The following is a 26372-nucleotide window of genomic DNA, read 5'->3' as shown; positions in this document are numbered from 1 at the left end:
AACCATCTTATCGTTATGTAAGGGGGAAAAACGACCTCATTTTGTGTCGAATTCCCCGCTGGGTTCTACATCTTGCTTTATTTTATCCTTCTTTGGCTTCGAGGTCAATAGCTCTCTGCGGATTTCCCCAAAGTTTTGGAACATTCGGGTGCCAAACACCACCACAGCAGCCAAATACATGGGAATTCCCATGCGCTCACCCAGCGCGGTGAGGAACACCGCGATGGCGGCGTTTCCGATGGTGCCCGACAAAAAGATGGGCAGATGGAATTCCCCCTTGAGCCGGGAACGCATCCCACCCAGAGCCGAGTCCAGGGCGGCCAGCAGCCCCACCCCCACATAGAGGGTCATGCTCGCCGGAAAGTGCAGGGGGATGAGGAACCCCAGCAGCAGCCCGGCCGTCAGTCCGATCAGCTCCAGCACTCAGCCCACCCCCTCTTCCTGCGGCGGAAGGCTCTCCGCCGGTTTGGCGTACCGGTACTCCACCGCCCCCTGGTACTTGGGGATGGTAAGCTGGGTACTGGTGTTGACCTGGACGCTGATCTTCCACTGCCCCAGAATGTCCACTACGCCGTTTCGCATGGTGAGGGCATTGTAAAGCGTAGCGGGATCTCCGATGGCAAAGATGACATAGGGGGCGGCATACCGCCGTCCGTTCACCGTCACCACCGCACCGGTACAGCGGATCTCGCTGGTGGCCAGAAGCCGCTCCCCGTTGAGGGAGATGGCCTCCGCTCCCGCCGAACGCAGCTCGTTGATCACCGACAGTAGGTCGGAGTCGTGGATGATGTAGTCGGCCTCCTCTCCCGTAGCGTTGACCGCGGTAGAGTCGGACATGACCACGCTCACGCCCGGGCCGGTGACCTCTACCAGTCCGGCGGTGATCTCCAGCTTATCCAGCTCTGCCTTCAGGGCCTCCCCCCGGGTGCTGCCGTCTGCCGTCTGCTGGCGGTAAAGAGACAGCTCCTCCTGCGTCTGTTTGAGTTGCTTTTGCAGAGCATCAGACTTGTCCAATTCCTGATTGTAGAGCTCCTGCAGCGTCTCCAGACGGCTGGTGTCGGAAGCCGCAGCCTGGGTGTTGACCCACACGCTCCTCAACTGTGAGGCCAGCAGAAATCCGACAATGGCAAACACCAGCGCCACCGACATGCTCCCCGCGCTCTTAGGCCGCCGGGGACTCCGCTGCTCCGGCGTCTCCTGTGTCTGTTCCTGCTTCGGGCTGAGATGCACCATCTGTGCCGCCTCCTTCCTGTTCGTTTCCGGTCTGTTCGGCGGGAGTCCACCGGCTGGTGAGCAGACGGGCCTGTTCGTCGCCGTAGGTCAGATCCAGCGTCCCCGTCACGGCCTCCCCCCGCTGTGCAAAGGTTTCCATGACCCGCTGAAGGGAAAAGACCCGCTTGTCAAAATCGCCTGTCATCGGCACCGCCACCGTCAGTCCCTCGCCGTATCCGAAGTAAATGACGTTGGAGGCCGTCAGATCGATAAATTCCGTGAGGTTCCCCGACATCCCCCGTTCCGCCAGAGCGGACAGCAGAGCGCGCAGGCTCTCCACCTTGAGGGGGGCCTCCTCCGTCTCCTGATCCACAGCCACCCGACTGCCCAGCGACGGGGCGATGGGCGTGAGGCCCAGCACCTGGGGCAGGCTGCCCCGGAGCGAGGCGTCCCCCTGCTCCAGCAGCTTGCCGTCGGCATCCAGCAGCCACCAGCTCTCCTCCGCCTGGACAGCAGCCACCGCTGAGGTCTCGGTGATCCGCAGCTCCAGGGTGTCGGGCAGCCGGCGGACCGGCGACACCTTTTCCACATAGGGCAGCCGCCTCAGGATGCTCTGGGCGGTCTTGGGCTTGTTGATGAGGCATAGGTTGTCCCCGATTTGGACTCCGGAAGCCTCCGCCACCTCTTCGGCGGTGTAGCGGCTGTTGCCCACCACAGTCACCTGATTGACCCGGAAAAAAGCCACACTGCCTGCCAGAATGGCGGCGAAGATGATCAAAAATGACAACAGCGGATAGAGGAAGCCGAAGCGTCCTCTCCTCCGCCGGTGTCGATTTCGTTTTTTTCTCGCCGCCATATCCGGGTGTTCCTCTCTTCCACGGCTTCATGTCCGCACGGGGGCTCACAGGCCGCCTTTTTCTGTATTGTACCATGCAAAAAGAAAGAAATCGTTAAGAATCCCTGAATTCTTCCTCTGTCACGCTGGCTCCCAGGGCTCTCAGGTCGGCGGGCAGGTCGGCGTAACCCCTCCGGACGTGCCGCAGCCCGGAGAGGATCGTCTCTCCCTCCGCCCCCAGTGCGGCCACTGCCAGTGCCGCACCGCCCCGGAGATCGGCGGCGGTCACCTGCGCTCCGAACAGTCTCGGAACGCCGTAGACCACGGCCACTTTTCCCTCCACCCGGATGTCGGCCCCCATTCGAACCAGCTCATCCACATGGCGGTATCGGCTGTCGAAGATATTCTCGGCAAACACGGTGGCGCCCTCCGCCGTACACAACGCCGCCATCATAATGGCCTGGGCGTCGGTTGGGAAACCGGGGTAGGGCGCCGTGCGGATGGGGCGCACCGCCCGCAGGCGTTCCGGAGCCCGGATGGCAATGATATTCGGAGCACTCTCGATCTTGCAGCCCGCCTCGGAGAGAACGGCTGTGACGGTGGACAGATGCCGCCAGTCCACACCGGTGATCCTGGCCTCTCCCCCGGCGGCCGCCACCGCGGAAAGCCAGGTGGCCGCCGCGATGCGGTCGCCGATGACGGTGTGCTCCCCGCCGTGGAGCGGCCGCCCGCCCCGGATGGTAATGACCGAACTGCCTGCGCCCTGCACCTCAGCGCCCAAGGCGTTCAAAAAATTCTGGAGATCCACGATCTCGGGCTCCCGGGCGGCATTGGTGATGGAGGTGATCCCCTCCGCCCGCACGGCGGCCAGCATGATGTTCTCAGTGGCCCCCACGCTGGGCAGAGCAAGGGTGATGTCCGCTCCGGTGAGCGCGCCCCGGCAGGAAAGCCGCCCGCCCCGCTCATCGATCTCCGCCCCAAGGGCCCGCAGGGCGGACAGGTGAAGATCGATGGGCCGGGGACCCAGCTCGCAGCCGCCCGGATAGGACAGTTCAGCCCGGCCCATGCGCCCCAGAATCGCCCCCAGGAAGATCACCGAGGAGCGCATCTCCCGCATCAAGTCGTCCGGGATCTCCCACTCGGTGGGCGCGGCGGCTGAAACGGTCACCGTCTCCCCTTCCCGCTCCGCACGGCACCCCAGCCGGCGGAGGATCTCCAGTGTGTATTCCACATCGGTCAGCCTTGGACAGTTGTGGATCACACTCTCACCCGGCGAGAGAAGGGTGGCCGCCAAAATCGGCAAAACGCTGTTTTTGGCCCCCTGCGTCCGGACGGTCCCGGTCAGGGGATGCCCCCCCTCGATTCTGAAAACGCTCATTGTTCGCCCTCCCTGCGGATTTCCTTTGGGCCATCCTATGCGGAAGGGGCCCATTGGGTACCGGACGGGGCACACAGGGGATCAGAGCAGGGTCTGAAGGGTGGCGTAGATCTTCTCGTTGGCGTCCGGAATGGCCAGTGCGGAGAGGGCCCTGGCCATGTGCTCCCGGCGGATCCCATCCCGCAGAAGGGCGGAGGCCTCCTCATAGAGCCGCCGTCCCGAACATTCCTTCTCAGGGAGAAGCAACGCGCCTCCGGCGTCGGCCAGCACCTTGGCGTTCTTGGTCTGGTGGTCGGCGGTGACATTGGGGGAGGGCACCAGGATGGCCGGTTTGGCGATGGCCGCCAACTCGGAGATGGTGGAGGCCCCCGAGCGGCAGAGGACCAGATCGGCCGCCGCCATCACCAGCGGCATGTCATAGATATACTCCCGCACCTCCACCCCGGGGTGGCAGGCCTTGCACACGTCGGTGTCGGCCAGGGCCCGGGTCACAGAGGCGAAATCCCGCCCCGCGCCGTGGATATGGCGGAAGGGCTGGGCGTTGGCACACTCCAGGCGGATGAACTCACCCATGTAGCCGTTCATCACCTCAGCCCCCAGGCTCCCCCAGTAAGACAGAAGGAGGGGCCGGTCGTCGGTAAAGCCCAGCTTCTCCCGCGCCTCCATGCGGGTGTACCGGAAGAAATCCCCCCGTACCGGGGTGCCGGTGACCACCACCTTCTCCGGGTGTTCATAGTGGTCGCGGCTCTCCTCAAACCCCACCATCACCACCGACGCCACCTTGGAGAGCGCCTTGGTAGTGAGGCCGGGGACGGCGTTGGACTCATGGACAGCGGTGGGGATGCCCCGCTTGGCGGCGGCCTTCACCACCGGGAAGCTGGCATAGCCCCCGGTGCCCACCACCAGATCTGGCCGAAAATCATCCAGAATAGCCTTGGCCTGCTTGTCGGCGCGGCCCATGTTGAACACCGTCTTAACGTTGTGACCGATGGCGGCGGGAGTCACGGACCGGCGGAAGTTGGTGATGGTCACCGTTTTGAGCTCAAAGCCCTCCTTGGGGACCAGCCGGGTCTCCATGCCCCCGTCTGCCCCCACGAAGAGGATACGGCAGCCCGGCTCCCGCTCTTGAAACATCCGGGCCAGAGCCACGGCGGGATTGATATGTCCAGCCGTACCGCCGCAGGTGAATAAAACGTTCATTCAAAATCCCCCTAAAAAAGAAGCGTGGCCTTCTACGGAAGTTTTTCTGCCCGCTTTCTGTTTCAAAAAGAAGTACGGTCTTTTACGGAAGTTTTCTTACCCGCTTTCTGTTCAAAAAGAAGCGCGGCCTTTTACGAAAGTTTTCCTGCCCGCTTTCTGTTTCAAAAAGAAGCGCGGCCCTCTATGAAAGTTTTCTTTGCCTACTTTCTTTTGAAAAAGAAAGTAGGTCAGCCCTGCTTGGGGGCGGGAATCTGCCGGGAGACCGCCAGCACAATGCCCATCTCAATGAGTTGGATCATGAGCGCCGTACCTCCATAACTGAAGAAAGGCAGAGAAATGCCGGTGGTGGGCAGAAAATTGGTGACCACCGAGATGTTCAGGAACACCTGTGCCGCCATCAGCGTAGTGACGCCCACTGCCAGCAGGGAGCCGAACCGGTCCCGGGCGTGGAGGGCGATCCAGTAGCCCCGGACGATGAGCATGACGAAGAGGAGCAGGATGAGCCCCGCCCCAATGAGTCCCAACTCCTCGCAAACGATGGAGAAGATGAAGTCATTCTCCGGCTCCGGGATGAAAAGCTGCTTCTGCCGGCTCTGTCCGAAGCCAACTCCGAACAGCCCTCCGGACCCGATGGCATAGAGGGATTGAATGATCTGATATCCGCCGTCCTTGGGATAGGCCCAGGGGTCTTTCCACACCAGAATACGGGTGGACTGATAACCCGTCATAGTCAGAGCCAGCAAGCCCCCCACCGCAGCCCCGCCCAGGGCAAACCATCCCAGCCGCACACCGCCGGCAAAGAGAATGGCGGCGGCCGGGATCAGGATGAGGATGGTGCCCGACATGTGGGGCTCGAGCTTCATGAGCAGCATGATGACCAGCAGGATCACGCCGTATGGCACCAGCTCGGTGAACCCCCACCCATCCGCCTTTTGCAGCAGGGTCCCGGACAACGTTCGGGTGTTGAATTTCTTTTTCTTCTCACTTCCCCGCTTGGACATCCGGGCGGAGAAGTAGAGGATGACACCCAGCTTGGCAAACTCGGAGGGTTGGAAGGCAGGTATCGGGCCGATCGAGCGGATCCACCGCTTGACGCCGTCCGACCGGTTGGTGTGGATGCCCGGCACCAGCACCAGCACCAGCAGAACCAGGGCAAAGCCCAGCACAAACACCGACATCCATCGGAAGGACTGGTAGTTGATCTTGGAGGTGACATACAACAGCCCCAGCCCGGCCGCCGCGAAGATCCCCTGTCGAATGAAATAATAGGTGGCGGCGTGACCTTCGTTGAGGGCGGTGGCGTAGGAGGCGGAGAACACCATAATGACGCCGATCCCGGTGAGAAGCACCACCAGCATGAGGAAGGGCAGATCCATGGGCCCCCGGGCCAGCTGCTCTTCCATGGTGAGGTCGCGTTTCAGTTTTGGCATGAATTTCCCCTCCTGTTCCGGGCATCTCCGCAGCTTGCGGGCTTAAATGAGATACCGGCCCGCCACACCGAACCAGGCCAGAACGCAGAACACCGCGGAAACCGCGGTGAACACCGCCACGACCTTTTTCTCGTTCCACCCGCACATCTCAAAGTGGTGGTGGAGAGGGGCCATTTTAAAGATGCGCTTGCCGTGGGTGGCCTTGAAGTAGGTCACCTGTATAATGTCAGATAAGGTCTCCGCAATATAGACCACACCCACCAGGATCAGGATAAGCGGCATATCGGCGGCAAAGGCCAGCCCGCAGACCGCGCCGCCCAGAAAGAGAGAGCCGGTGTCCCCCATGAACACCTTGGCAGGGTACCGGTTATAGAGGAGAAAGCCCAGCAGTCCGCCCAGCAGGGCGGCGGAAAAGACCGTCAGCTCCCCCTCGTTCCACCGGGCGGTGACCGCCACGAAGAAGAGGGCCACCGGCACCGTCACGGAGGAGGAAAGACCGTCCACGCCGTCGGTGATATTGACGGCGTTGACCGTGCCCACCATGACGAAGGCGGCAAAAACCATATACACCGGCCAGGGCAGGGGGATGCTCACCTGAGCAAAGGGAAGATAAAGATTGGGCGAGAGGTAGCCCTCATAGCGGAGCAGCACCGTCATCAAAATGGCGGCGGCCAGCTGAAGAAGGAACTTCCAGCCCGCGGTGAGGCCGGTATTCTGGTGGTGGACCACCTTCATGTAGTCGTCGAGAAAGCCGATCACGCCAAAGACCAGGGCGAAGAAAAACACATAGACCGCCCCCCGGTCTCCGTTGGCCACATGGCTCCAGCCCAGGACGCCCACAGTGACGGCGATGGCCAGGATAAACATGAGCCCGCCCATGGTGGGGGTCCCCTGTTTGGCCATATGCCAGGTGGGGCCGTCTTCCTTGATGGACTGCCCGGCCTTCAGCCGCCGGAGCATGGGAATGAGCAGCTTCCCGAACAGGGCCGTGAGCACAAAGCTCACCCCTGCCACGATGAGGACCGCCGCGAAAGTTTCCATTCTCGATGTCATCTTTTGAACCTCCAGCTCTTTTGTGGACGGAAAGCGCGGCCGCCTCTGTCCCATGCCGCAGTACCTTGACCTGCAAGCGGGTATTATATCACGTCAGCCGCGCGATCACAACTGTCAGGAGAAACAAGCCGCGACCTCTTCCCGCTCGTCCAGATGGTGCTTTTCCCCGTTCACTTCCTGATATGTCTCATGACCTTTTCCGGCCAGCACCAGGGTGTCCCCCTCCCCGAGCAGGGCCACGGCAGCCCGGATGGCCTTTCGCCGGTCCGGCTCCACCAGCCGGGGCGTGTCAAATCCCTCCATCCCTTTCAGGATGTCATCAATGATGGCTGTGGGGTCCTCCGTGCGGGGATTGTCGGAGGTGACCACCACAAAATCTGCCAGACTGGCCGCCAGCGCTCCCATAATGGGCCGTTTGCCCCGGTCCCGGTCGCCGCCGCAGCCGAAGAGGCAGATAAGCCTTCCCTGGGCAAAGTCCCGCAGGGCGGTGAGGGCGTTTTCCAGTGCGTCTGGGGTGTGCGCGTAGTCAATGAGGACAGTCCCCGGCCCGGGGGTGGGAACCACCTCCATCCGCCCCTTGACCCCGGGGGCCTTCGCCAGCGCGGCGGACGCCCTGCCCAGGGGGATCCCAAGAGCGTGGGCACAGCCCAGGGCGCACAGGGCGTTGTAGACGGTAAAGCCGCCCGGAATGCCCAGCTTCACCCGGGAAATCTCCTCCCGGGTCACCGCCTCGAACTCTACCCGATCCGAGAAGAGGCGCAGGTTCTTGGCGGTGAGGTCGGCCTCGTCCCGCCGCTCAGAGTAGGTGAACACCGGACAGGGCGCTTCAGCGGCGTAGGAGCGTCCCGCCTCGTCATCCAGATTCAAAACCGCCGTGCCGCACTGCCGGAAGAGGCGGCCTTTGGCCTTCTTGTACGCCTCCATGGTCTTGTGAAAGTCCAGATGGTCCTGGGTGAGGTTCGTAAACGCCCCCACGGCGAAGGGGATGCCGTCCACCCGGTGGAGGCACAGCGCGTGGGAGGAGACCTCCATCACCACATGGGTGCAGCCGCTGTCCGCCATCCGGCGGAGCCAGCGCTGGACCTCCCAGCTTTCCGGGGTGGTGCGCTCGGCGGGGCAGACCTCGTCGCCCACCCGGTTTTCGTTGGTGCCGATAAGCCCTGCCTTCGTCCCCAGTGCCTCTTCGATCATGGCTTTTAAAAGGCTGGTGGTGGTGGTCTTGCCGTTGGTGCCGGTGACGCCGACCACGGTCAGTTCCCGGGCCGGATGCCCGAACCAGTTGGCCGAGAGGATCGCCAGAGCTTCCCGGCTGTCCGGAACGGTGAGCCGCCCCGCTCCCGCCTCCTCACAGACGATGGCGGCCGCCCCTTTTTCCAGGGCCTCGGCGATGTAGCGGTGACCGTCTGTCTTATAGCCCCGCAGGGCCACAAAGAGCTCGCCGGGGCGGAGCGTGCGGGTGTCATAGCTGAGTCCTTTGATTTCCACATCCTCCGGCGCGGGCCCGGCATAGCCGACCCCCTCCAGCAGTGTCTTCAGCTGCATCGCGACCACCCTTTCCATCCACACTTTGCGTTTGGTTCCCCGTCAATCCACCATGGTGTTGTCGGCAAACAGGCACTCCACCACGGTCCCCCGTTCCACCGAGGTCCCCACATTGATGGACTGGCTGGCCGCCACCGCGTTGGCGGACATGTAGCTGCTGGAGCCTCCCACTTTGAGATACAGGCCGTGCTGACTCAGGATCTCCCTGGCCTGCGCAGCGGTCTTGCCCCGCACATCGGGGACAGTCACCAGATCCGTGGGCTTCTCCGCGCCCAGGTAGAGGACCACCTCACTGCCGCTGGGAATGGAGGCCCCTCCCACCGGGATCTGGGCAGTGACGGTATCTCCCTCTCCCACCATGCGGACCGTAAAGCCCGCGCCGGCGGCCGACTCCCGGCCCACCTGGGCGGTCTGGCCCACCAGGTTGGGCACGGTGACGTCCACCATGCTCTTCTCAGTCTCGGTATAGTTCTTCTCCACCCCCATGTAGTCCAGAATATTGGACAACAGCTCGCCGGCCATCAGAGCGGCCATATTGCCGCCGCTGATGTAGTAGCCCTTGGCGGTGAAGTTGCTTCCGGCACTCACCGGTTTGGGATTGTCATACATGAGAAGGATGACCACCTGAGGGTCGTCCGCGGGGGCAAAGCCCAGGAAGGAGACGATGGTGTGGTCGATGCCTCTCCGGCTGTCCAGGGTCTCAGAGGAACCGGTCTTGCCGCCGATGCGGTAGCCGGGCACATAGGCCCGCTTTCCGGTGCCGCCGTTCACCACGCCCTCCAGAATGGTCCGGCAGCGCTGGGAGGTCTCGGCGCTGACAACCTGACGGACTTCCGTGGGCTGATTCTGCCGGACCACGTTCCCCTCCGGGTCGGTGATGGACTTCATGACATAGGGCTGCATCAGGTGTCCGCCGTTGATCACAGCGGAAGCCGCCGTGATGAGCTGGATGGGCGTGACTTGAAGGCCCTGCCCGAAGGAGGCGGTCGCCAGATTGGTGATGCCGTTGGCGCTGGTGAATTTATCCCGGGGCCAGATCAGGTTGGGGACGGGGCTGAGCTGGGACTCCCCCTGCATATCAATGCCCGTGGGGCCCAGAAAGCCGAAATCCTCCAGATAGTTGTAGAACTTCTCCGCCCCCAGCTTCTGTCCGATGGCGATAAAGGCCGGGTTGCAGGAGTTGGCCACCGCCTGGGCCAGATTTTGGTCGCCGTGGCCGGGCGCCTTTTTGGAACAGCTGATCCGCCGGTCCGCCACAACAGCGTAGCCGGGGCAGTAAAAATGGCTGTTCTCATTCACCGCGCCCTCTTCCAGGGCGGCGGCCAGCACCACCGACTTAAAGGTGGAGCCCGGCTCATAGGTGTCATTGATGGCCTTGTTGCGCCACTGCTGGTTCTGCATCTGGCTCAGGGCGGCGGCATATGCCTCCTCGCCGGCACTGGGGTCGTTTTTCACCGTCTCCAGGTATTGATTGAGTACCGGATCAGTGACGGTCCAGGGGGAGTTGAGATCATAGGTGGGAGAGTTGGCCCAGGCCAAGATCTCTCCGGTCTTGGGATTCATGGCGATGGCAAAACCGCCGTTGCGCACGTCGAACATCTCGATGCCCTTTTCCAGGATCCGCTCACAGTAGTACTGGATGGTGGAATCCAGCGTCAGGCCCAGATTATTGCCATCGGTGGCGTCGTAGTAGTCCTGGAAGGAATACTTCATCTCGGTGCCGTCGCCCTTCTTGGCGGTGACGACCCGTCCGGTCTGGCCCGCCAGTTCCTCTTCGTATAGGGCCTCCATCCCGTAGGCGCCGGTGTTCTCCAGATTGGGGTTCACCCACCCGATGACCTGGGACGCCAAGGAGCCGCAGGGGTAATACCGCTTGGTGGTGGGGCTGAGATAGACGCTGTTGGACAGGTGATGGTCCAGCACGAACTGACGCACCTGGTCCGCCGTCTCCTTCTCCACCCGTTTGGCGGCCACCTCATAGTAGCTGTCCTTGCTCAGGCTTTTGAGGAGCTTCTCCGTGTCGACGCCCAGGATCTCAGACAGTCCCGCCGCCACGTCCCCAGCCTCCGGCCGGGCGTAGGTCGCCTTTTCCGGCGCGGAGGCGTATTTTTTGTCCCAGTTTTTCTGCACAGAGGCAAAATCCTTGGGAGAGACGATGATATCGTACACCGTGGCGCTCACAGCCAGGACCTTTCCGTTGGCGTCCGTGATCTTGCCCCGGTTGGCAGCCACAGAGTTGTCCATGGTCTGCTGGTCGATGGCCTTTTGCTCATACATGTCGTGATCCCGGATCTGGATGGCATAGAGCCGCCCAAACAGCGGAAGGAACGCCGCCACGCCAAATACAGCCAGCAGAATCAGTGTCCGGGTCAAAACGATCCGGTTTGCCCGGTGGTCAGGCGTTCTGGAGACCGGGTCCTGCTTTCTGCCTTTCATATGCCATTCCCCTTTCATCAGTGAAGGGCGTAAGAAAAAATTCTTTTTCTTACGCCCTTGGATTTCTCTTTATAGCAGGGTCTTCACGCAATACTATGAGCTTCCCCCTCAAAAATATGCCAGAACGTTTTCCACGATCTGCCGCACGCCGTCCAGGAAATGGCCGGTGGTCTCCTGACCGTGGTCGTAGACCACCACGCTGTCCGGCTCAGTGAGATCTACATACACCATCTGTCCGTCCTGAGGCCGGCCCATGGAACCATCCGCCGTAACGGAGTTTTCGATGGCACCCAGATCATAGGCCAGTTCATAGCGGGCTCGCAGGGTGGCCTCTTCCCCCTTCAGGCGGGTCATCTCGTTGCTCAGCCCCACCACCTCACCGGAGAGGCCGGCCAGCTGTACATAGCTCATCAGGATCAGCACCGCCAGAACGGCCACCGCAGCAAAGCCGCTGACGGCAAAGAGAGAGACGTGTCCCGCCTCCCGCACCTGGACCTTGGGCCGGACCGCCGCCTGACGGCGGGGACGAACCTGGGGACGGGGCTGCAGGACTTCCTCCCGTTCCAGTTTCCGGGCGGCAGAGCCGTCATAGGCATAGCCAAAATTGCGATAGGGATCATAGGTTTTCCGCCTGACAGCACTGGCCATGGTCATTCACTCCGTTCTCCGTGTTGTTTTAAACACGTACTTTTTCCGCGATTCGCAGCTTCGCGCTGCGCGATCTCGGATTCTCCTCCAATTCGGTCTCACCGGGAAGGATGGGTTTGCGGTTCACCAGCCGAATGGCCGGTTTCTTGCCGCACACGCACACCGGGAAGTCCGGCGGGCAGGTACAGCCCTTGGCCAGGGCCGCATATCCCGTTTTCACGATCCGATCCTCCAGGGAGTGGAAGGTGATGATGCACAGCCGCCCTTCGGGGGCCAGCCGCGGCACCGCCTGACTGATGACCCGCTCGGCTGCGGTCAGTTCGTCGTTGACGGCAATGCGCACCGCCTGGAAGGTCCGCTTGGCCGGGTGCTGTTTCTCCCGCAAGGCTTGGGCGGGCATGGCCGACCGGATGACCTCCACCAGCTGGAGAGTCGTCTCAATGGGGGCTTGTCCCCGAGCCCGGACGATGGCTCCCGCGATGGCGGAGGCATACCGCTCCTCCCCATATTGGTAGAGGATGCGCCGCAGCTCCTCCTGGGGCCACTCATTTACCACCGTCCGGGCCGTCAGGGGTTGGGTCTGATCCATCCGCATATCCAGCGGAGCGTCATGCATGTAGGAAAATCCCCGGCTGGGGTCGTCCAGCTGCGGGGAGGAAACCCCGAAGTCAAAAAGCATCCCGTCGGCAGGGGGAGTCCCCGCCCCGGCCAGGAGTTCGTCCAAATCGTTAAAGTTGCCGTGGATGAGAGTTACCTTCTCCCGCCAGGGAGCCAGCTTCTCTTCCGCCGCGTCCAGCGCGGCCTGATCCCGGTCGATGCAGTAGAGATGTCCCGTGGTGAGCCGCTGTACGATCTCAGCGGAATGGCCGGCCCGACCCAGCGTCCCGTCCACGTACACCCCGTCGGGCCGAATATTCAGTCCCTCGATACACTCGTCCAGCAGGACCGGACGGTGGGAAAACTGCTCACTCATCAGAAGCCCAGTGCCTCCATACACGCCGACATCTTCTCCGGCGTCATCTCTTCCTCTTCCTGCGCCTGCCAGCGCTGGGCGCTCCAGATCTCGGCCCGGTCGTTGACGCCGATGATGACAACATCCCTGTCAAGATCCGCATACCTGCGCAGCTTCTGGGGCACCACAATGCGTCCCTGGCTGTCCAGCTCACACTTGCTGGCATTGGCAAACAGAGGCCGCATGGCTTTGGACTGGCTCATGGGAAGGGAGGCAAATTTCTCCGTGAAGCGGTCCCATGTGCCCTGCGGGTAGATGGCAAGGCACGCGTCCACCCCCATGGCCAGGTAAAAGGAGACGCCGAGCTCCTCCCGGAGCTTAGCGGGAATAAACAGCCGGCCCTTGGCGTCGATGGAATGCTCGTAGGTGCCGGTCATCTCTCTTCCCCCACTTCCATGTTTTTTTATGGTCTTTTACTCCATTTCGCTCCACTCGTGTTTTTAGTATAAAGGCTTTGCTCTTAAATTGCAATAGTGAAGCAGAATTTTTCCCTTGAAATCTCTCGGCTTTTCCGATAAAAGCCCTCGTTTTTTCGACAAAAACATTTGTTCTACGGCAATCTTTTTACAGCCGCTTTGTCCGGACGGCTCTGGTGAAACACAAAAAGAGATCTGATTTCCAATGAAATCAGATCTCTTTTTGGTGGAGATATGCGGGATCGAACCGCAGACCTCTTGAATGCCATTCAAGCGCTCTCCCAGCTGAGCTATACCCCCATATGAACTTTTAATCGGTCTAACCCGTACCGAACAGATAGTATCATACCAGAGGTTATGCCCTTTGTCAACAGAAAATCTGTATTTTTTGTGCTTTATTTTTCTTTTGCCTATCTTGCAAACATGCGGGGCACTGGGAAAAGTTTTCCCGGTACCCCGCACTGCCTGCGATTTAAAATAACCCTGCCAGAGCCTGACAGCCTAAGAAGAGCACAAATGCACTCACGGCAGGGGCCAACCTCCCGGCGGGGGTGGCGGACAGGCGCCGGGACATGGAGCCGTAGAGGAACGCCCCGCCGCCGTAAACAGCGGCCCCGGCCAAAAACAGCTTCCAGACCGTCTCTCCATCTGCCAGCCCGGCACACCAGGGCAGGAGAGCAAAGGTGGCTCCGCCCAGCAGAACAGCAAGTACCCAGGGGCGGTCACTCTTCGGGGCCAGATAACACTCTGCCGTCAAGGCTATGAGGGACAGCAGCGCCAGCATGGGCAAATCCAGCCCGGGCAGGATCACCGCCGGAGCGAAGGTGCGCAGCAGCACGGCGATCAGGCAGGCCCCGCCCACCACGGCAGCCAGAAGCGTATTCCCCAAAAGATTTTTTCCCTTCATTCCCAATCCCCCCATTCCGTCGCGCCGGAGGATACATCCGCACCGGTGACAAAGGCTGCGGCGGAATTGATCCCCTTGGTGATGGCTTTGGAGGTGACGGTGGCCCCGGTGAGTGCATCCACATTCTCACCCACTGCGGCATCCCCGGCGGTTCCCAAAAACTGGGCCAGGAAGCCGGTATCCGAGGCGGCGCGGCCTCCCAGACCGAAGGTCTCCTCCATCTGGCGCACCACCGCGCCGGTCACCGCGCCGGAGGCGTCCACCCCCACCAGGAGGCGGATCTCCCCCACATAGCCGTCGGTGACGGTCTCCACCACATAGCCGGTCTCTCCGGCATAGACAGCGGTGATATTCTCGTCCTCCCCGCCATACTCCTCGGGGGTAAAGCTGGAGCTGCCGGGAAGAAGGGCGGCCATCATGGCCGTCTGCTCCGCCTCGGCATTGGACCGGGCGACGCCCGCCAGGCCAAACCTGGCTCCCGCCAGAAGGGCGGCGGCCGCAGCCAGCGCGGCCAGGGGTTTTGCATATTCTCTCATGCCGCGCCTCCTTTCCCTGTTCCAAAGCGCCTGGGGGCGGTAAAGCGGTCGATGGCCCAGACGGCGGCGTTCATCAGCAGGATCGCATAGGTAACACCCTCGGGGAAAAGTCCGAAGTAGCGGAACACCACGGTGAGCGCTCCGCAGCCCGCCCCATAGAAAAGCTGTCCCATGGGCGTGACGGGTGAGGTGGTGTAATCGGTAGCCATAAAGACCGCGCCCAGGATCACGCCGCCGCTCAGAAGGCTGTAAAGCATCCACAGCACGGGGGAGTCTCCCTTGGAAAACACCAGCGTCAACACCGCCACCGTCCCCAGATAAGTCAGGGGGATCCGGGGGGAGATGACCCGGCGGAAAACCAGCCAGGCCCCGCCGATCAGGAGGGCCAGAGCGGAGGCTTCCCCAATGGAGCCGCCCACCCGGCCCAGGAAGAGATCGGCGAGGGAGACCTCGGGCAGGGCGGGCATCTGCATGTGGTGCAGAGGGGTGGCGGCAGTCACCGCATCGGCCGCGGAGCCGAAGAGGGGCAGCGCCTGCCCCAGGGCGGCATAACGGGTGATGGCGGCCGGCCAGAGGAGCATCAGAAAGGCGCGGCCCGCCAGGGCGGGGTTGAAAATGTTCTGTCCGATCCCACCGCACAGGCCCTTCACTGCCGCCACGGCAAACACGCCGCCCACCGCAGCCGCCCAATAGGGCACGGTGGCCGGAAGAGTGAGCGCCAGCAGCACGCCCGTAACGGCGGCGGAACCGTCGGGCAGGGTGTTGTGCTGGTGGGTGAGCACCCGGAAGAGCCACTCGGAGAGGAGGCAGGCCGCCGTAGCCACAGCGGTCACCAGGAGGGCGCGCAGCCCATACACCAGCGTCCCCGCCGCCAGAGCGGGGAGCAGCGCCAGCAGCACATGGCCCATGATGGAGCCGGTGCTCTCCTTTCCCCGGATGTGGGGAGAGGACGTCACAGTCAGTTTCACGGCTTTTTCGCCTCCTTCAGAGCCTGTTTTCCCGCCCGGAACTGCTCTACGAGAGGCAGCTTGCCCGGGCAGACATATGCGCAGCAGCCGCACTCGATGCAGTCCGACAGGTGCAGGCGCTCCAGCTCTGCCCGGTCACCCAGCTTCCCGAATCGGAAGAGGTAGAGCGGCTGGAGGGACATGGGGCAGGCGGTCAGGCACTTGCCGCAGCGGATGCAGTGGGGGTGGGCACTCTCGCCGTTCTGAGCCCGGGACAGGCAGAGCACTGCGTTTGTCCCCTTCCCCACCGGAGCGGTCAGGTCGATCTGGGCCACGCCCATCATCGGTCCGCCGGAGAGCACCTTCCACACGTCGTCGGTCAGCCCTCCGGAGGCGGCCACCGCCGATTCAAAGGACGCGCCGATCCGAACGATCCAGTTCTGCGGCTTGCGGACCCCCTCGCCGGTGACGGTGACGATCCGCCGGGTCACCGGCTCCCCCTCGCAGACCGCCTTGTACACCGAGGCGTAGGTGGCGGCGTTGAACACTGCGCAGCCCACATCCCTGGGCAGCTTGCCGGGAGGCACCTGGCGGCCGGTGACCGCCTGGATAAGCTGCTTCTCCGCCCCTTGGGGATAGCGGGTGGGCAGCACCTTCAGCTCAATGCCGGGATATTGGGCCAGCTTGCTCCGCAGCACGGAGATGGCCTCGGTCTTGTTGTCCTCCACCGCCAGAACCGTCCGGCCGGGCTTCAGGACATCCATCAGAACGGCCATCCCGCCCAGCACCTGTTCGGGGTAGGTGCACAGCAGCGCGTCGTCGGCAGTGATATAGGGTTCACACTCGCAGGCGTTGCCCAGAAGGGTGTCCACCGCCCCGATCCCGGAGTTGGCCTTCACATCGGTGGGGAAGGTCGCGCCGCCCATGCCCACGATCCCCGCCCGGCGGATCACGGTGATCAATTCTTCCGGGCTCAGCTCCGCCGGATCCAGGTGCGGCGTCAGCTCCCGGGCGGGGGTGTCCTGAAAGTCGTTTTCGATCACCACCGCCATGCACTCCCCCCCGGACGCGTGGCGGCGGGGTTCCACGGCAACGACAGTGCCGGAGACCGAGGCGTGGACCGGGACGCAGAGGCCCTCTCCGTCCCCGATGGTCTGGCCCATCTTCACGGTGTCCCCCACCTTCACCAGCGGGGTGCAGGCTGCGCCGACGTGTTGGCGCATGGGAATGACCACCTGGCTCGGAATGGGTGCGGGAGCAGGCGTCGAGCCGCCGGAGAGCTCCTTGCGGTCTGCCGGATGGATCCCGCCAAAAAATAAGCGTGGCATGTTCTCACCTCAAAATTTCAAGTTCGGATGGACCGGGAAAAACCGGGGCTGAAAAACTCCTGCCCCTGGGCGTCCACCCACATGGCCTCCGCCCCGTATCGGTCCAGCAGGGCCTGCCCCGCCGCCTGATCCAGCGTGTAGAGCGCGGTGGAAAGCCCGTCGGCCAGACCGGAGTCCGTGCAGAGGATGGTGACAGACCGCCAGTACCCGGCGGGAAAAAGGGTATCCGGGTCGATGATATGGTGGTAGCGGACGCCGTTTACCGTGTAGTAGCGCTGATAGTCCCCGCTGGTGACCACCGAGCCGGTCTCCACCGTCAGGGTGTGGAGGTAGTCCTCCCCGCCGCCGTCCGGGTCCCGGACGCCCACCACCCACGGGGAGTCCCCCACAGGCTTGGGACCGGTGGCGCGGACGTTGCCCCCCACGCTCACCAGCAGTCCGGCGGGGGCGTTCTCACACACCCGTTCCACGGCGTACCCCTTGGCCACCGCCCCCACGTCCAGCCGAAGGGCCGGATCAGTAAACGCCACGGTGGAGGCCGCCTCGTCCAGTACCACCGCGTCAAAGCCGGTATGCTCCGCCGCTGCCCGCAGAGCGTCGGCGTTGGGAAGCGCAGCGTGTTCGGGGTCGTCGATCCCCGCGGTGCGGGCGTCGTGCCACAGGGACAGGACGCTCCCCAGAGTCACATCCACCCGCCCGTCCGTCCCCTTCCAGAGAGTCCGGCAGAAAAGCAGCAGGTCCATGATCCTCCCGTCCACCTTCACAGGCTCCGCTCCGGCGCGGTCATTGACCACCTTGAGGTTGGTCACTCCGGGGTAGTCATTGTAGATGTCGAAGAGCTGGTGGTACTCCAGCAGGTCGTCGTGGAGCGCCTGGGCCTCGGCCCGGAAGGTCTCCTCACTGTCGGCGTAGCCCACAATGGTGGTTACCGTGTCGAACAGGGTAAGAAAGCTGGCCTCGTAGCGCTGGAGCCCGGGAGACTCCGCCGCCGCGGGGGCGGAACAGCCCGCCAGCGCCGTCAGCGCCGCCAGGGCCAGCGCCAGCAGCTGTTTTTTCATGGGATTCTCCCCTTTATTTCCAGATCAGATAAAACAGGAGGAGGGCCTTGGCCCTCCTCCTGTGTGCGGCATCACTGAGCGGCCTTTTCGATGAGGGTCTGGAACTCGCCGATGCCGATGGTCACGGAAGCGGCCAGATCCGCGTCGGCGGCGTCCCCGTCTTCGGTGACGGCAATGCCGGCGACCTCGTCCACGGTCTTACCGGTGACATACGCGCAGAAAGCGGCAGCCTGCTCGTTCCATTCTTTGCCGATCCCGGATTTCTTCTTCATGCCGTATGCGTCGCCCAGCTCGTTCTTGGTGGGCTGCGCGGCGGTGAGGTCGGTGGTGATGGTGCCGGCGGCATTAAAGTTCACGTTGGCCTGCACGGAGTCGATGTAACAGCTGGTGACGGTGTCGCCGTTCAGGGTGACGGCAGCCACGGTGGCGTAAGCCTGGGCCAGACCGTCGGCATCGGCGGAGGCGTCCTTGCTCTTGTCCATGTTGGTGCTGGTGGTCAGAGCCAGCTTGTCGCCCTTCTGAGCGCCCATGTGGGAGGCATTGTTCACCGCGGCCTCGATGCCGCTGACAAAGTCGGCGACCTCCAGGGTGACCGAAGCGGCCAGATCGGCGTCGGTGGCCTGGCCGTCTTCATTGACGGCGATCCCCTTGAGTTCCTCCACAGTCTTGCCCACAGCGTACTGGGCGAAGGCGGCGGCCTGCTCGTTCCACTCCTTGCCGATAGAGGAACCCTTCTTCATCCCGTAGGCCTCTCCCAGCTCGTTCTTGCTGGAAAATTTGGTGGCGGGGTCGGTGACCAGCTTGCCCTGGGCGTCGAAGTCGATCTTGGACTGGATGGCATCGATGACACAGGCGTCGATGACGCCGTCATCTCCCACGGTGACGGCCACCAGGGCCACATTGGCCTGGGCCTGGCCGTTGCCGTCGGCAGAGGCGTCCTTGCTCTTGGCCACGCTGGTGACCATAGACAGGCCGGTCTTGACCGCCTCGGCGGCGACAGCGGTCTCCACGGGAGCCGACTCCGCGGGGGTGGGGGCGGGGGTGCTGGTGGCGGGAGCGCCGCCGCAGCCGGCCAGCAGGGTGGCGGACAGTGTCATGGACAGCGCCGCAAGAGAGAGCTTCTTCATGTTCATTGAGTGATACCTCCATTTATTTTGGTTGATTGGGGATGGTCTATCTGCTTCATTTCAAAATGGATCAGAAATGACAACAGCGCACGCAGGATGATGACGGCTCCCAGGACTGTGAGCTCGTCCAGATTCCGGATCTGGACGGTTTTCAGGATCTCCGCCGCCATTTTGAACTCCAGGCTGACGGCCAGTCCATTGGCCAGCTCGAACTTGACGTCTCCGCCCCGGTGGGTCACCAGCCCCCGCACATAGCGGCCGAAGGCCGCCAGGGCGGAAACCGCCACCACGAAAATTCCCATCAGTTCGCAGATGGGTATGAGCACCGCCAGGATCTGCCCCACAAAGGTCTCCAGCATCGATTCAGCCCTCCCCGCCGCGGCGGCGCATGACTTTGAGCGCGATAAACTGGCTGAGCAGCTCCACCGTACCGGCCACGCCCAGAGCAGTGCTGTCCACGGTGAGGTCGTAACGGGAGGCCTCAGCCCACTTTCCGCCGGTGTACACCCCGTACCGCCTGGCCCATTCCCGGTCCCGGCTCAGCGCCTCCCGCCGGGCCTCTTCCATCGTAAGCCCGCTCTGCCGGGCGATCCGTTCCGCACGGCGGTCCGGCGCTCCGTGGAGGAACACCCGGATCAGCCCCTCCGTACCGGCCAGCAGGTGGTCGGCGCAAAAGCCCGTCACCACACAGCTCCCCCGCGCCGCCAGATTCTTGAGCGGCTCGGGGCACTCCCCGCCCGCAAAAGGGTCGGCGTCACGGCAGGGGACGTTCAGACGCCGGGCCAACTGCCGGGCGATCTCCCGGCCGCCGCAGCCGTACTTATGGCCAATGGTCACAACCACGTCGTCCCCCCCTTTGTGAATTTTCTGACAAACACAGTGTAACGGAATCACCTTAATATCAGATAGATAGAACCTAAATATTCATTAAGGTACCGCCAAAAATCTTTCCTGTGCTGTATGGCCCTTCCTGCCGCCGCCCGCCCTGCAAAAAGGACGCCGGGAAGCAAAGCTTCCCGGCGTCCGGATAACGGCTTTTCTCCTGAATGGCCGGGCCTGGAAAAGAGGTTCATTCCTCTTCGCCCCCTCCTCCCTCCTTGGACAGGGGCAGGGAAACGAGGAAGGCGGCCCCCCGTCCCACGGCGGTCTCCACACTCACCGTCCCCCCATGCTCCTCCACCACCTGACGGACAATGGCAAGACCAAGGCCGGTCCCCTTGCCCGCCTCCTTGGTGGTGTAGAAAGGTTCAAAAATATGGGGCAACGTCTGCTCCGAAATCCCAGGGCCGGTGTCGGACACCCGGAGGAAAACACTGCTCTCATCCGCCCAGGTGGATACCCGCAGGGTCCCGCCGGAGCGTTCCATGGCCTGAAAGGCGTTGAGCACCAGATTGAGGAGCATCTGGGAGAGCTGGAGCTCATTGCCATAGACCCAGAGACAGGAACAGTTAAACTCGGTCCGAACCTCCACTCCGTGGGGCTGAGCGGGGGCGGCCACCTCCAGCACCCGGCGGACCAGCTCGTCGGGGGGCGTGTACTGAAAGGTGAGCGCCGTGTTCTTCCGGGACAGGTCGGACAGGCGGGAGATGATCTCCTTGGCCTTGCGGGAGGCGTTGTAGATCTCCAGCACATTGTCGTAAAGCTCCGCCTCCTCCTGGGGCAGCTTTTCCAGGGTGAGCAGGCTGTACCCCATGATAGGGGTCAGCAGGTTGTTGAACTCATGGGCGATGCTGGAGGTAAGGGTTCCGATGGTCTCCAGCCGCTGGTGGTGAGCCAGTTCCTGGGTCTGGCGGTTGAGCTCCTCCATGGCCTCGTTTTTCTTCCGCAGCACCTCCAGCTCCCGCAGGTCCTCCTCGTTCCGCCGCCGGATCCGCAGAGTGAGACCCACCAGCAGCAGCACCCCCGCCACCACCATGCCGCCATAGGCCAGAAGCCGAATGGCCGCCAGGTGGAGCGGCCCGACCACCCCGTCGTAGTTCACCGACACCCCTATGGCAAAAAAGCCGTTGGTATCCACGGTGGCCGGAATGGCAGCGATCCGGGCGGCATATCTGCTGCCCTGCCGGCAGTCGTATCCCTCATAGAAGGCCGCTCCCTGCACGCCGAGGCGCTGCTGTTCCAGAAGATAGGTCAGTCCCCCAAAGTCGCAGGCGCTCTCGCTCAGCCCCTCCACCGCATCCACCCGGACCGTTCCCTTGGGATTGTGGAGCAGTGTCTGACCCCCGGCGTCCAGCAGGAGGATACGGTCTTCCGTCCCAAAGGTCAGGTCCCCCGCCACCCGCTGATAAAAGGCGGACAGATCCAAAAGGGCGGCAAAGCTCAGGCCGTCCTCCATCTCCCGGACAAAGGCCAGCCGGACTCCGCCATCCCCGTCGATACAGGGGCGGACCCCGATCCCCCCCTCCGTCTTTCCGGCTCCCGCCGGGATGCGGTAACTGCCCTCCCCCTCTGTGGAGAGCAGGACCTCCCCCTCCCGGAGCGCCAGCATGCCGGTGATCAAGCTGTCCTGAAACAGGATATTATCCCGCATCCGCTCCAGAAGCTGTCCGGGTTCCCCGCTCTCCTGCCAAGTCTCCACCGCACTTTGAAAGCCGCGCTGCCGGGTCACATAGATAAGGTTGGAGCGGTACCGGCTCAGGTAGCTGGCCACACTGCGGTCCACGGAGCGGGCCAGGCCAAACATCTGGTCGTCCTGGCCCGTGAGGATAATGGATTCATACTTTTGAAAAACCCGTCCGATCATCACCATCCCCGTCACCACCAAAGCCAGCGTCAATCCCAGCGTCAGGAAAAACCGCCGCCGGCCCGTATGCCCTCTCCCCATGTTCCGCCCCCCTTGTCAAATCCACGATTTTTGTCTATACTAACCATACACGACTCTTTTCAGCCTGTAAAGGGGGAATCTTCATGGCGGACACAGTGCTCATCGTGGATGACGACCGGGCCGTCCTTACCATGCTCTACAAGGTCATCAAAAGCAACGGCATCGACGCCCACACCGCCGTCAGCGGGGAAGAGGCGCTGGAATTGCTGGATCATGAGGTCTACGACCTCATCCTGCTGGACGTGAATCTCCACGGCATGGACGGCTTCGAGGTGGTCCAGGCGGTTCGCCGCCGGGGCCTCAAGACCCCCATCATCATCGTCAGCGGCCGGAAAGAGGACTACGACACCCTCTATGGCCTGGACATCGGCGCTGACGACTATATCACCAAGCCCTTCAACCCCATCACGCTGGGTGCCAAGGTGAAGGCCCTCATCCGCCGCAGCCGGAACCACCTCCCCGGCGCGGACACGGTCCTCGCCGCCGGGCCCTTCCAGTACAACACCAGCACCCTGCGCTTTTACAAGGACGGTGCGGAGATCCCCCTCTCCTCCAAGGAAAACGCCATGATGAAGCTCTTTTTGGACAACGTCAACCGGATCTTCTCCAAGGACATGCTCTATGACCTGATCTGGGGGGAGGCCATCATCGATGAAAACGCCATTATGGTCTATGTCAACCGTCTCCGCCAGAAGATCGAGGAAGATCCCGCCCACCCCCGGTATATCCAGACCGTCCGGGGCCTGGGCTATCGTTTTGTGGTCTAAACTCCAACGAAAGAGGAATCCTGCCCTATGAACACCGCCACACTTGCACCCGTTTTGCTCTCCCTGTGCCTGTTTCTCACCGGCTGTCAGCAGTCTCAGGCCGCCTCCTTTTCTTTGGAGGACGTTCCCGCCTTTTCCGGCGAGCCCTACGTAACGCTCAGCGACAACATCCCTCTCTTTCCCGACGACGACAAGACCCCCGCCTCCTTTGAGCGGTACAGCCAGCAGGACTACTATGGCCGCTGCGGCGCGGCCTACGCCAACGTGGGGCCCGAGACCATGCCCACCGAAGAGCGGGGCTCCATCGGCCAGGTGAAGCCCTCGGGCTGGCACACGGTGAAGTACGACTGCGTGGACGGAAAGTATCTCTACAACCGCTGCCACCTCATCGGCTACCAGCTCACAGCCGAAAACGCCAACGAACTCAATCTCATCACCGGCACCCGCTACCTGAATGTAGACGGGATGCTCCCCTTCGAAAATCAGGTAGCCGGCTATGTCAGGGAAACGGGCAACCATGTGCTCTACCGGGTCACCCCCGTCTATGAGGGCGCCGATCTGGTGGCCCGAGGGGTCCAGATGGAGGCCTGGTCGGTGGAGGATCAGGGGGAGGGCGTATGCTTCAACATCTATGCGTACAACGCCCAGCCCGGGGTGGAGATCGACTATGCCACCGGAGAAAGCTGGCTCTCCGGTGAGGCACCCGCCTCCGCCGCCCCGGCGGAGAGCTCCGCACCGATGGGGGGGAACGCTCCGGAAGAGGAGGCCACTCCGGCAGAGAGCACCTACGTTCTCAACACCAGCAGTAAGAAATTCCACCTTCCCACCTGCTCCGGAGTCTCCGGTATGAGCCCCGCCAACCGGCAGGACTACACCGGCAGCCGGGAGGATCTCATTCAGGCCGGGTATGCTCCCTGCGGGCAGTGTAAGCCCTGAACCACCCTCGCCCAAAATCAGGGCCTCTGATGCGTCTCCTTCAGACACATCAGAGGCCCCGTTTTTGTTTTCATTTATTCCCGCTCAGCCTCGTAGTCTCCGATGACCAGCAAGAACGCCGACGCATACTTCCGCGCCTTGACCTCGCCCACTCCGGAGACCCGCAAAAACTCTGCCACGCTCCGGGGCCGCCGGGCGGCCATGTCGGTGAGGGTGGCGTTGGAGAAAATCACGAAGGGAGGCACGCCCTCCTTTTGGGAGAGCCGGTACCGCAGGTCCTTCAGCGCCTGGAACAATCCGCTCTCCACCGTCCGGGCCGCCTCGTCCGCCGGGGATTTGCGGATAGGCATCTCCAGTTTCCGACCCCGGAACAGGATCTCTCCCGACGTCTTGGTGAGCCGGAGCGCGCCGTGCTCCGGTTCCTTTTCCAGATAGCCCTTTTCCTTTAGAAAGTCGATGTACTCCCTCACCTGCCCCGTCGTCTGTCCCCGCATCAGCCCATAAGTGGACAGCTCATCCAGCCCCAGCTCCAGCACCCGCTTGTTGGCGCTGCCGCTCAGGGTCTGTGCAATGAGAGCCGCGCCCACGTTGTAGCCCAGCCGATCCTCCACCCGCCGGACACAGGAGAGCACCATCTGGGCCTGAGTGGTGACATCGGCAAGCTCATGGTCCCCCAGACAGTTTCCGCAGTCTCCGCAGTGGTCGGAGTGCTCCTGGCCAAAGTAGTCCAGCAGGTAGCCCCGCAGGCATCCGCCGGTGTGGCAGTAGCCCACCATGGCCTCCAGCCGCCGGTGGTCCCGCCGCAGGGCCTCCGCCCGCTCCTCCTCGGTCAGCTCGTCGTTCCCGCTGCCGTTTTCAATGAGGAATTTGGCGGTTTCCACGTCCCGCCCGGAGTAGAGCAGGAAACACTCGGCCCGCTCACCGTCCCGCCCGGCCCGGCCCGCCTCCTGATAATAGGCCTCCAGGCTCTTTGGCATATTGTAGTGGATGACATAGCTCACATTGGACTTGTCGATACCCATGCCGAAGGCGTTGGTGGCCACCATGATGGGGGCACGGTCAAATCGGAAGTCGTCCTGATTCCGCCGCCGCTCCTCTTCGTCCAGCCCCGCATGATACCGGGTGGCGGGGAGACCCCGGTCCCGGAGCTCCTCGCACACCTTCTCCACCCCCGCCCGGGTGGCACAGTAAATGATGCCGCTCTTCCCCATCCGGGGCAGAAGCAGGTCCCGCAGCGCCCCCGATTTGCTCCGGGGACGGCAGACCTCAAAATAGAGATTGGGCCGGTCATAGCCGGTGACCAGGGTCAGCGGTCTCTCCAGTCCCAGCAGGCGCACGATGTCCTCCCGCACCTGACTGGTGGCGGTGGCGGTGAAGGCGGCCACCGCAGGCCGCCGGGGAAGCTTGTCCAGAAATTCCGGGATCTTCAGATAGCTGGGCCGGAAATCCTGTCCCCACTGGGAGACGCAGTGGGCCTCGTCCACCGCCACCAGAGACACCTCCAGCCCCTGGGCCAGTTTGACAATCCCCTCTCCCGCCAACCGTTCGGGGGCCACATAGAGAAGCTGGAACTCCCCCGCCCAGGCCCGGCGGTACACCGTGCGCACCTGCCCGCCGCTGAGAGAGCTGTTGACAAAGGCGGCCCTGATCCCCGCCTCGGTGAGGGCGGCCACCTGATCCTTCATGAGGGAAATGAGGGGGGAGACCACGATCGTCACCCCCGGCAGAAGGAGCGCCGGAAGCTGATAGCACACCGACTTGCCTCCCCCCGTGGGCATGACCCCCAGCACATCCCGGCCCGAGAGAATGCCGTCGATGAGCTTTTCCTGGCCCGGCCGAAAGTTTTCGTGGCCAAAATATTTTTTGAGTGCGTCACGCTTGTTCATCTGCCCGCCCCTTTTCCGCTGCTCCGCCCATTATAGCGGAAAAACCAGCCTTCTGGCAAGCCGGTGTGGAAAAAGAGCGGCGGCTGTGGTATGATAGAGAAAAGGCTGCCGGCGCCTGCCGGGCCCATTCCACTTTCTCCGCCGCCCGGGATCTGTCTGTGGGCGGGCGGCAAAAAGGAGCGTTTTTATGAATTACGAAGAACTTTACGCCGCCCAGGCCGCTTTTTTTGACGCCCCGTGGCTCAAGGGCTGTTCCTTTGCCAACGAGTGGCGCAACGAGTGGCGGCGGGTCCTCCGCGCCGCCGCCCGGGATCCCCAGCCCTATCCTCCCCAGAACCCCGCCGCCGTCTTTCCCATGGAACACACCTTTGAGGACACCGAGTTCACCTTCCACTTCGATATGAAAAAGGTGTGGGACTGGTTTCGGCGGGACGGTGCCCTCAAGGAGCGGCGGGTTTTTCTTCCCCGGGAGCTGACCCGGAATCTGGAAGGCAAGGTGGGCATCCGGGACTCCCAGCTCACCTGGGATGCGGCCCTGCCGGAACCGGAGCTCCCCGACGCGGGGAAAGAGCTTCTGGTCTGCTCCCTGCCGGGCTTTCCTCCTCCCCTGCGGGTGGTGTCTGGAAACCGGCTGGTGGACGGCTCCTTCACCGGCTTTAAAAAGCGGAAGCTGCCCATCTGCCTCATTCAGGCGGAATTCACCCCGGCCTTCCTGGGGGATTCCTTCGAGGCGGCCCTCTACCTCTTCTGGATGGATGTTTGCATCATGATGGAAAACCGGGTCAAGCTGAAGGACAAGGACCTCCAGCCCCTGCTGCACATCTTCCGGGCCAGCTCCATGCTCACCATCAAAGGGCTTAAATAAAGATGCAAAAGCGGCGTAGGGGCCGGACA

Annotated in this window: 25 protein-coding genes and 1 tRNA gene; 3 read left to right on the top strand and 23 right to left on the bottom strand. The window is 62.7% G+C overall.

Annotated elements, in window-relative coordinates; genetic code table 11:
• Nucleotides 1–36: 36 nt before the first annotated feature.
• The 22 genes from ACQRD3_RS07985 to ACQRD3_RS07880 all read right to left on the bottom strand — a co-directional run bounded on the left by ACQRD3_RS07985 (nucleotide 37) and on the right by ACQRD3_RS07880 (nucleotide 21889).
• The gene (locus ACQRD3_RS07985; RefSeq protein ID WP_427780866.1) at nucleotides 37–423 is read right to left on the bottom strand and encodes a small basic family protein; all 387 of its coding nucleotides are present in this window, start codon (nucleotides 421–423) and stop codon (nucleotides 37–39) included.
• Entirely contained in the window at nucleotides 424–1233 is an 810-nt protein-coding gene (locus tag ACQRD3_RS07980; RefSeq protein WP_427780864.1) for a DUF881 domain-containing protein, read from the bottom strand. It abuts the gene before it with no gap.
• Nucleotides 1163–1999, bottom strand: coding sequence for a cell division protein FtsQ/DivIB (locus ACQRD3_RS07975; protein ID WP_427780862.1), 837 nt, complete (start codon nucleotides 1997–1999; stop codon nucleotides 1163–1165). The genes ACQRD3_RS07980 and ACQRD3_RS07975 overlap by 71 nt, the downstream gene beginning before the upstream one ends.
• 163 nt (nucleotides 2000–2162) lie before the next feature.
• Nucleotides 2163–3425, bottom strand: a complete 1263-nt coding sequence (gene murA / locus ACQRD3_RS07970) for a UDP-N-acetylglucosamine 1-carboxyvinyltransferase (protein WP_080907457.1) — start codon at nucleotides 3423–3425, stop codon at nucleotides 2163–2165.
• An 81-nt stretch (nucleotides 3426–3506) separates the two neighbouring features.
• Nucleotides 3507–4625, bottom strand: coding sequence for an undecaprenyldiphospho-muramoylpentapeptide beta-N-acetylglucosaminyltransferase (gene murG / locus ACQRD3_RS07965; RefSeq protein ID WP_427780859.1), 1119 nt, complete (start codon nucleotides 4623–4625; stop codon nucleotides 3507–3509).
• 227 nt (nucleotides 4626–4852) lie between these two features.
• Nucleotides 4853–6055, bottom strand: a complete 1203-nt coding sequence (locus tag ACQRD3_RS07960) for an FtsW/RodA/SpoVE family cell cycle protein (protein ID WP_427780857.1) — start codon at nucleotides 6053–6055, stop codon at nucleotides 4853–4855.
• 42 nt (nucleotides 6056–6097) lie between these two features.
• A complete protein-coding gene (gene mraY / locus ACQRD3_RS07955; protein WP_080907455.1) occupies nucleotides 6098–7108 on the bottom strand; it encodes a phospho-N-acetylmuramoyl-pentapeptide-transferase in 1011 nt (336 codons plus the stop codon).
• A gap of 114 nt (nucleotides 7109–7222) precedes the next feature.
• Entirely contained in the window at nucleotides 7223–8650 is a 1428-nt protein-coding gene (locus ACQRD3_RS07950; RefSeq protein WP_080907454.1) for a UDP-N-acetylmuramoyl-L-alanyl-D-glutamate--2,6-diaminopimelate ligase, read from the bottom strand.
• A gap of 42 nt (nucleotides 8651–8692) precedes the next feature.
• Nucleotides 8693–11086: a penicillin-binding transpeptidase domain-containing protein gene (locus ACQRD3_RS07945; RefSeq protein WP_427780855.1), complete on the bottom strand. Its 2394-nt coding sequence runs from the start codon at nucleotides 11084–11086 to the stop codon at nucleotides 8693–8695.
• A 108-nt stretch (nucleotides 11087–11194) separates the two neighbouring features.
• Nucleotides 11195–11740 (bottom strand): hypothetical protein, encoded by a 546-nt coding sequence (locus tag ACQRD3_RS07940; RefSeq protein ID WP_143476638.1) that lies wholly within the window; start codon nucleotides 11738–11740, stop codon nucleotides 11195–11197.
• A 22-nt stretch (nucleotides 11741–11762) separates the two neighbouring features.
• Nucleotides 11763–12707 (bottom strand): 16S rRNA (cytosine(1402)-N(4))-methyltransferase RsmH, encoded by a 945-nt coding sequence (gene rsmH, locus ACQRD3_RS07935; RefSeq protein WP_427780853.1) that lies wholly within the window; start codon nucleotides 12705–12707, stop codon nucleotides 11763–11765.
• Complete coding sequence (gene mraZ, locus ACQRD3_RS07930) at nucleotides 12707–13123, bottom strand: division/cell wall cluster transcriptional repressor MraZ (protein WP_080907451.1); 417 nt, start codon at nucleotides 13121–13123, stop codon at nucleotides 12707–12709. The genes rsmH and mraZ overlap by 1 nt, the downstream gene beginning before the upstream one ends.
• 263 nt (nucleotides 13124–13386) lie before the next feature.
• A tRNA-Ala gene (locus tag ACQRD3_RS07925) sits at nucleotides 13387–13462 on the bottom strand.
• A 172-nt stretch (nucleotides 13463–13634) separates the two neighbouring features.
• Nucleotides 13635–14069, bottom strand: coding sequence for a hypothetical protein (locus ACQRD3_RS07920; RefSeq protein WP_080907450.1), 435 nt, complete (start codon nucleotides 14067–14069; stop codon nucleotides 13635–13637).
• Entirely contained in the window at nucleotides 14066–14605 is a 540-nt protein-coding gene (locus tag ACQRD3_RS07915) for an FMN-binding protein (protein ID WP_427780850.1), read from the bottom strand. The genes ACQRD3_RS07920 and ACQRD3_RS07915 overlap by 4 nt, the downstream gene beginning before the upstream one ends.
• On the bottom strand, nucleotides 14602–15573 hold the full coding sequence (locus tag ACQRD3_RS07910) for an RnfABCDGE type electron transport complex subunit D (protein WP_427780848.1): 972 nt from the start codon (nucleotides 15571–15573) through the stop codon (nucleotides 14602–14604). Before ACQRD3_RS07910 ends, ACQRD3_RS07915 begins: the two co-directional genes overlap by 4 nt.
• On the bottom strand, nucleotides 15570–16880 hold the full coding sequence (rsxC, locus tag ACQRD3_RS07905) for an electron transport complex subunit RsxC (RefSeq protein WP_427780846.1): 1311 nt from the start codon (nucleotides 16878–16880) through the stop codon (nucleotides 15570–15572). The genes ACQRD3_RS07910 and rsxC overlap by 4 nt, the downstream gene beginning before the upstream one ends.
• Before the next feature lie 17 nt (nucleotides 16881–16897).
• Complete coding sequence (locus ACQRD3_RS07900) at nucleotides 16898–17938, bottom strand: FAD:protein FMN transferase (protein ID WP_427780844.1); 1041 nt, start codon at nucleotides 17936–17938, stop codon at nucleotides 16898–16900.
• A 71-nt stretch (nucleotides 17939–18009) separates the two neighbouring features.
• Entirely contained in the window at nucleotides 18010–19071 is a 1062-nt protein-coding gene (locus ACQRD3_RS07895) for a hypothetical protein (protein ID WP_427780842.1), read from the bottom strand.
• Nucleotides 19068–19424: a DUF1622 domain-containing protein gene (locus ACQRD3_RS07890; RefSeq protein WP_427780840.1), complete on the bottom strand. Its 357-nt coding sequence runs from the start codon at nucleotides 19422–19424 to the stop codon at nucleotides 19068–19070. Before ACQRD3_RS07890 ends, ACQRD3_RS07895 begins: the two co-directional genes overlap by 4 nt.
• Before the next feature lie 4 nt (nucleotides 19425–19428).
• A complete protein-coding gene (locus ACQRD3_RS07885; RefSeq protein ID WP_427780838.1) occupies nucleotides 19429–19908 on the bottom strand; it encodes an AAA family ATPase in 480 nt (159 codons plus the stop codon).
• A 226-nt stretch (nucleotides 19909–20134) separates the two neighbouring features.
• Nucleotides 20135–21889, bottom strand: a complete 1755-nt coding sequence (locus tag ACQRD3_RS07880) for a sensor histidine kinase (RefSeq protein WP_427780836.1) — start codon at nucleotides 21887–21889, stop codon at nucleotides 20135–20137.
• Nucleotides 21890–21972: 83 nt separating this feature from the next.
• On the opposite strand from ACQRD3_RS07880, the gene ACQRD3_RS07875 reads away from it, so the two are divergent.
• Together ACQRD3_RS07875 and ACQRD3_RS07870 are read left to right on the top strand one after the other, a co-directional pair.
• On the top strand, nucleotides 21973–22656 hold the full coding sequence (locus ACQRD3_RS07875; protein ID WP_427780834.1) for a response regulator transcription factor: 684 nt from the start codon (nucleotides 21973–21975) through the stop codon (nucleotides 22654–22656).
• Nucleotides 22657–22683: 27 nt separating this feature from the next.
• On the top strand, nucleotides 22684–23592 hold the full coding sequence (locus ACQRD3_RS07870; protein ID WP_427780832.1) for a DNA/RNA non-specific endonuclease: 909 nt from the start codon (nucleotides 22684–22686) through the stop codon (nucleotides 23590–23592).
• Nucleotides 23593–23666: 74 nt separating this feature from the next.
• Here ACQRD3_RS07870 and recQ read toward each other — a convergent pair whose 3' ends face one another.
• Nucleotides 23667–25478, bottom strand: coding sequence for a DNA helicase RecQ (gene recQ, locus ACQRD3_RS07865; protein WP_427780830.1), 1812 nt, complete (start codon nucleotides 25476–25478; stop codon nucleotides 23667–23669).
• A 187-nt stretch (nucleotides 25479–25665) separates the two neighbouring features.
• Here recQ and ACQRD3_RS07860 point away from each other — a divergent pair, with 187 nt between their 5' ends.
• Complete coding sequence (locus tag ACQRD3_RS07860) at nucleotides 25666–26343, top strand: hypothetical protein (protein ID WP_427780828.1); 678 nt, start codon at nucleotides 25666–25668, stop codon at nucleotides 26341–26343.
• Nucleotides 26344–26372 lie beyond the last annotated feature (29 nt).

Origin of the sequence: Candidatus Pseudoscillospira sp. SGI.172 (genome assembly GCF_050313575.1) — a bacterium.
In the GTDB taxonomy this organism is placed as follows: Bacteria; Bacillota; Clostridia; order Oscillospirales; family Oscillospiraceae; genus Vermiculatibacterium.
This window is presented reverse-complemented; position numbering and strand designations above follow the sequence as displayed.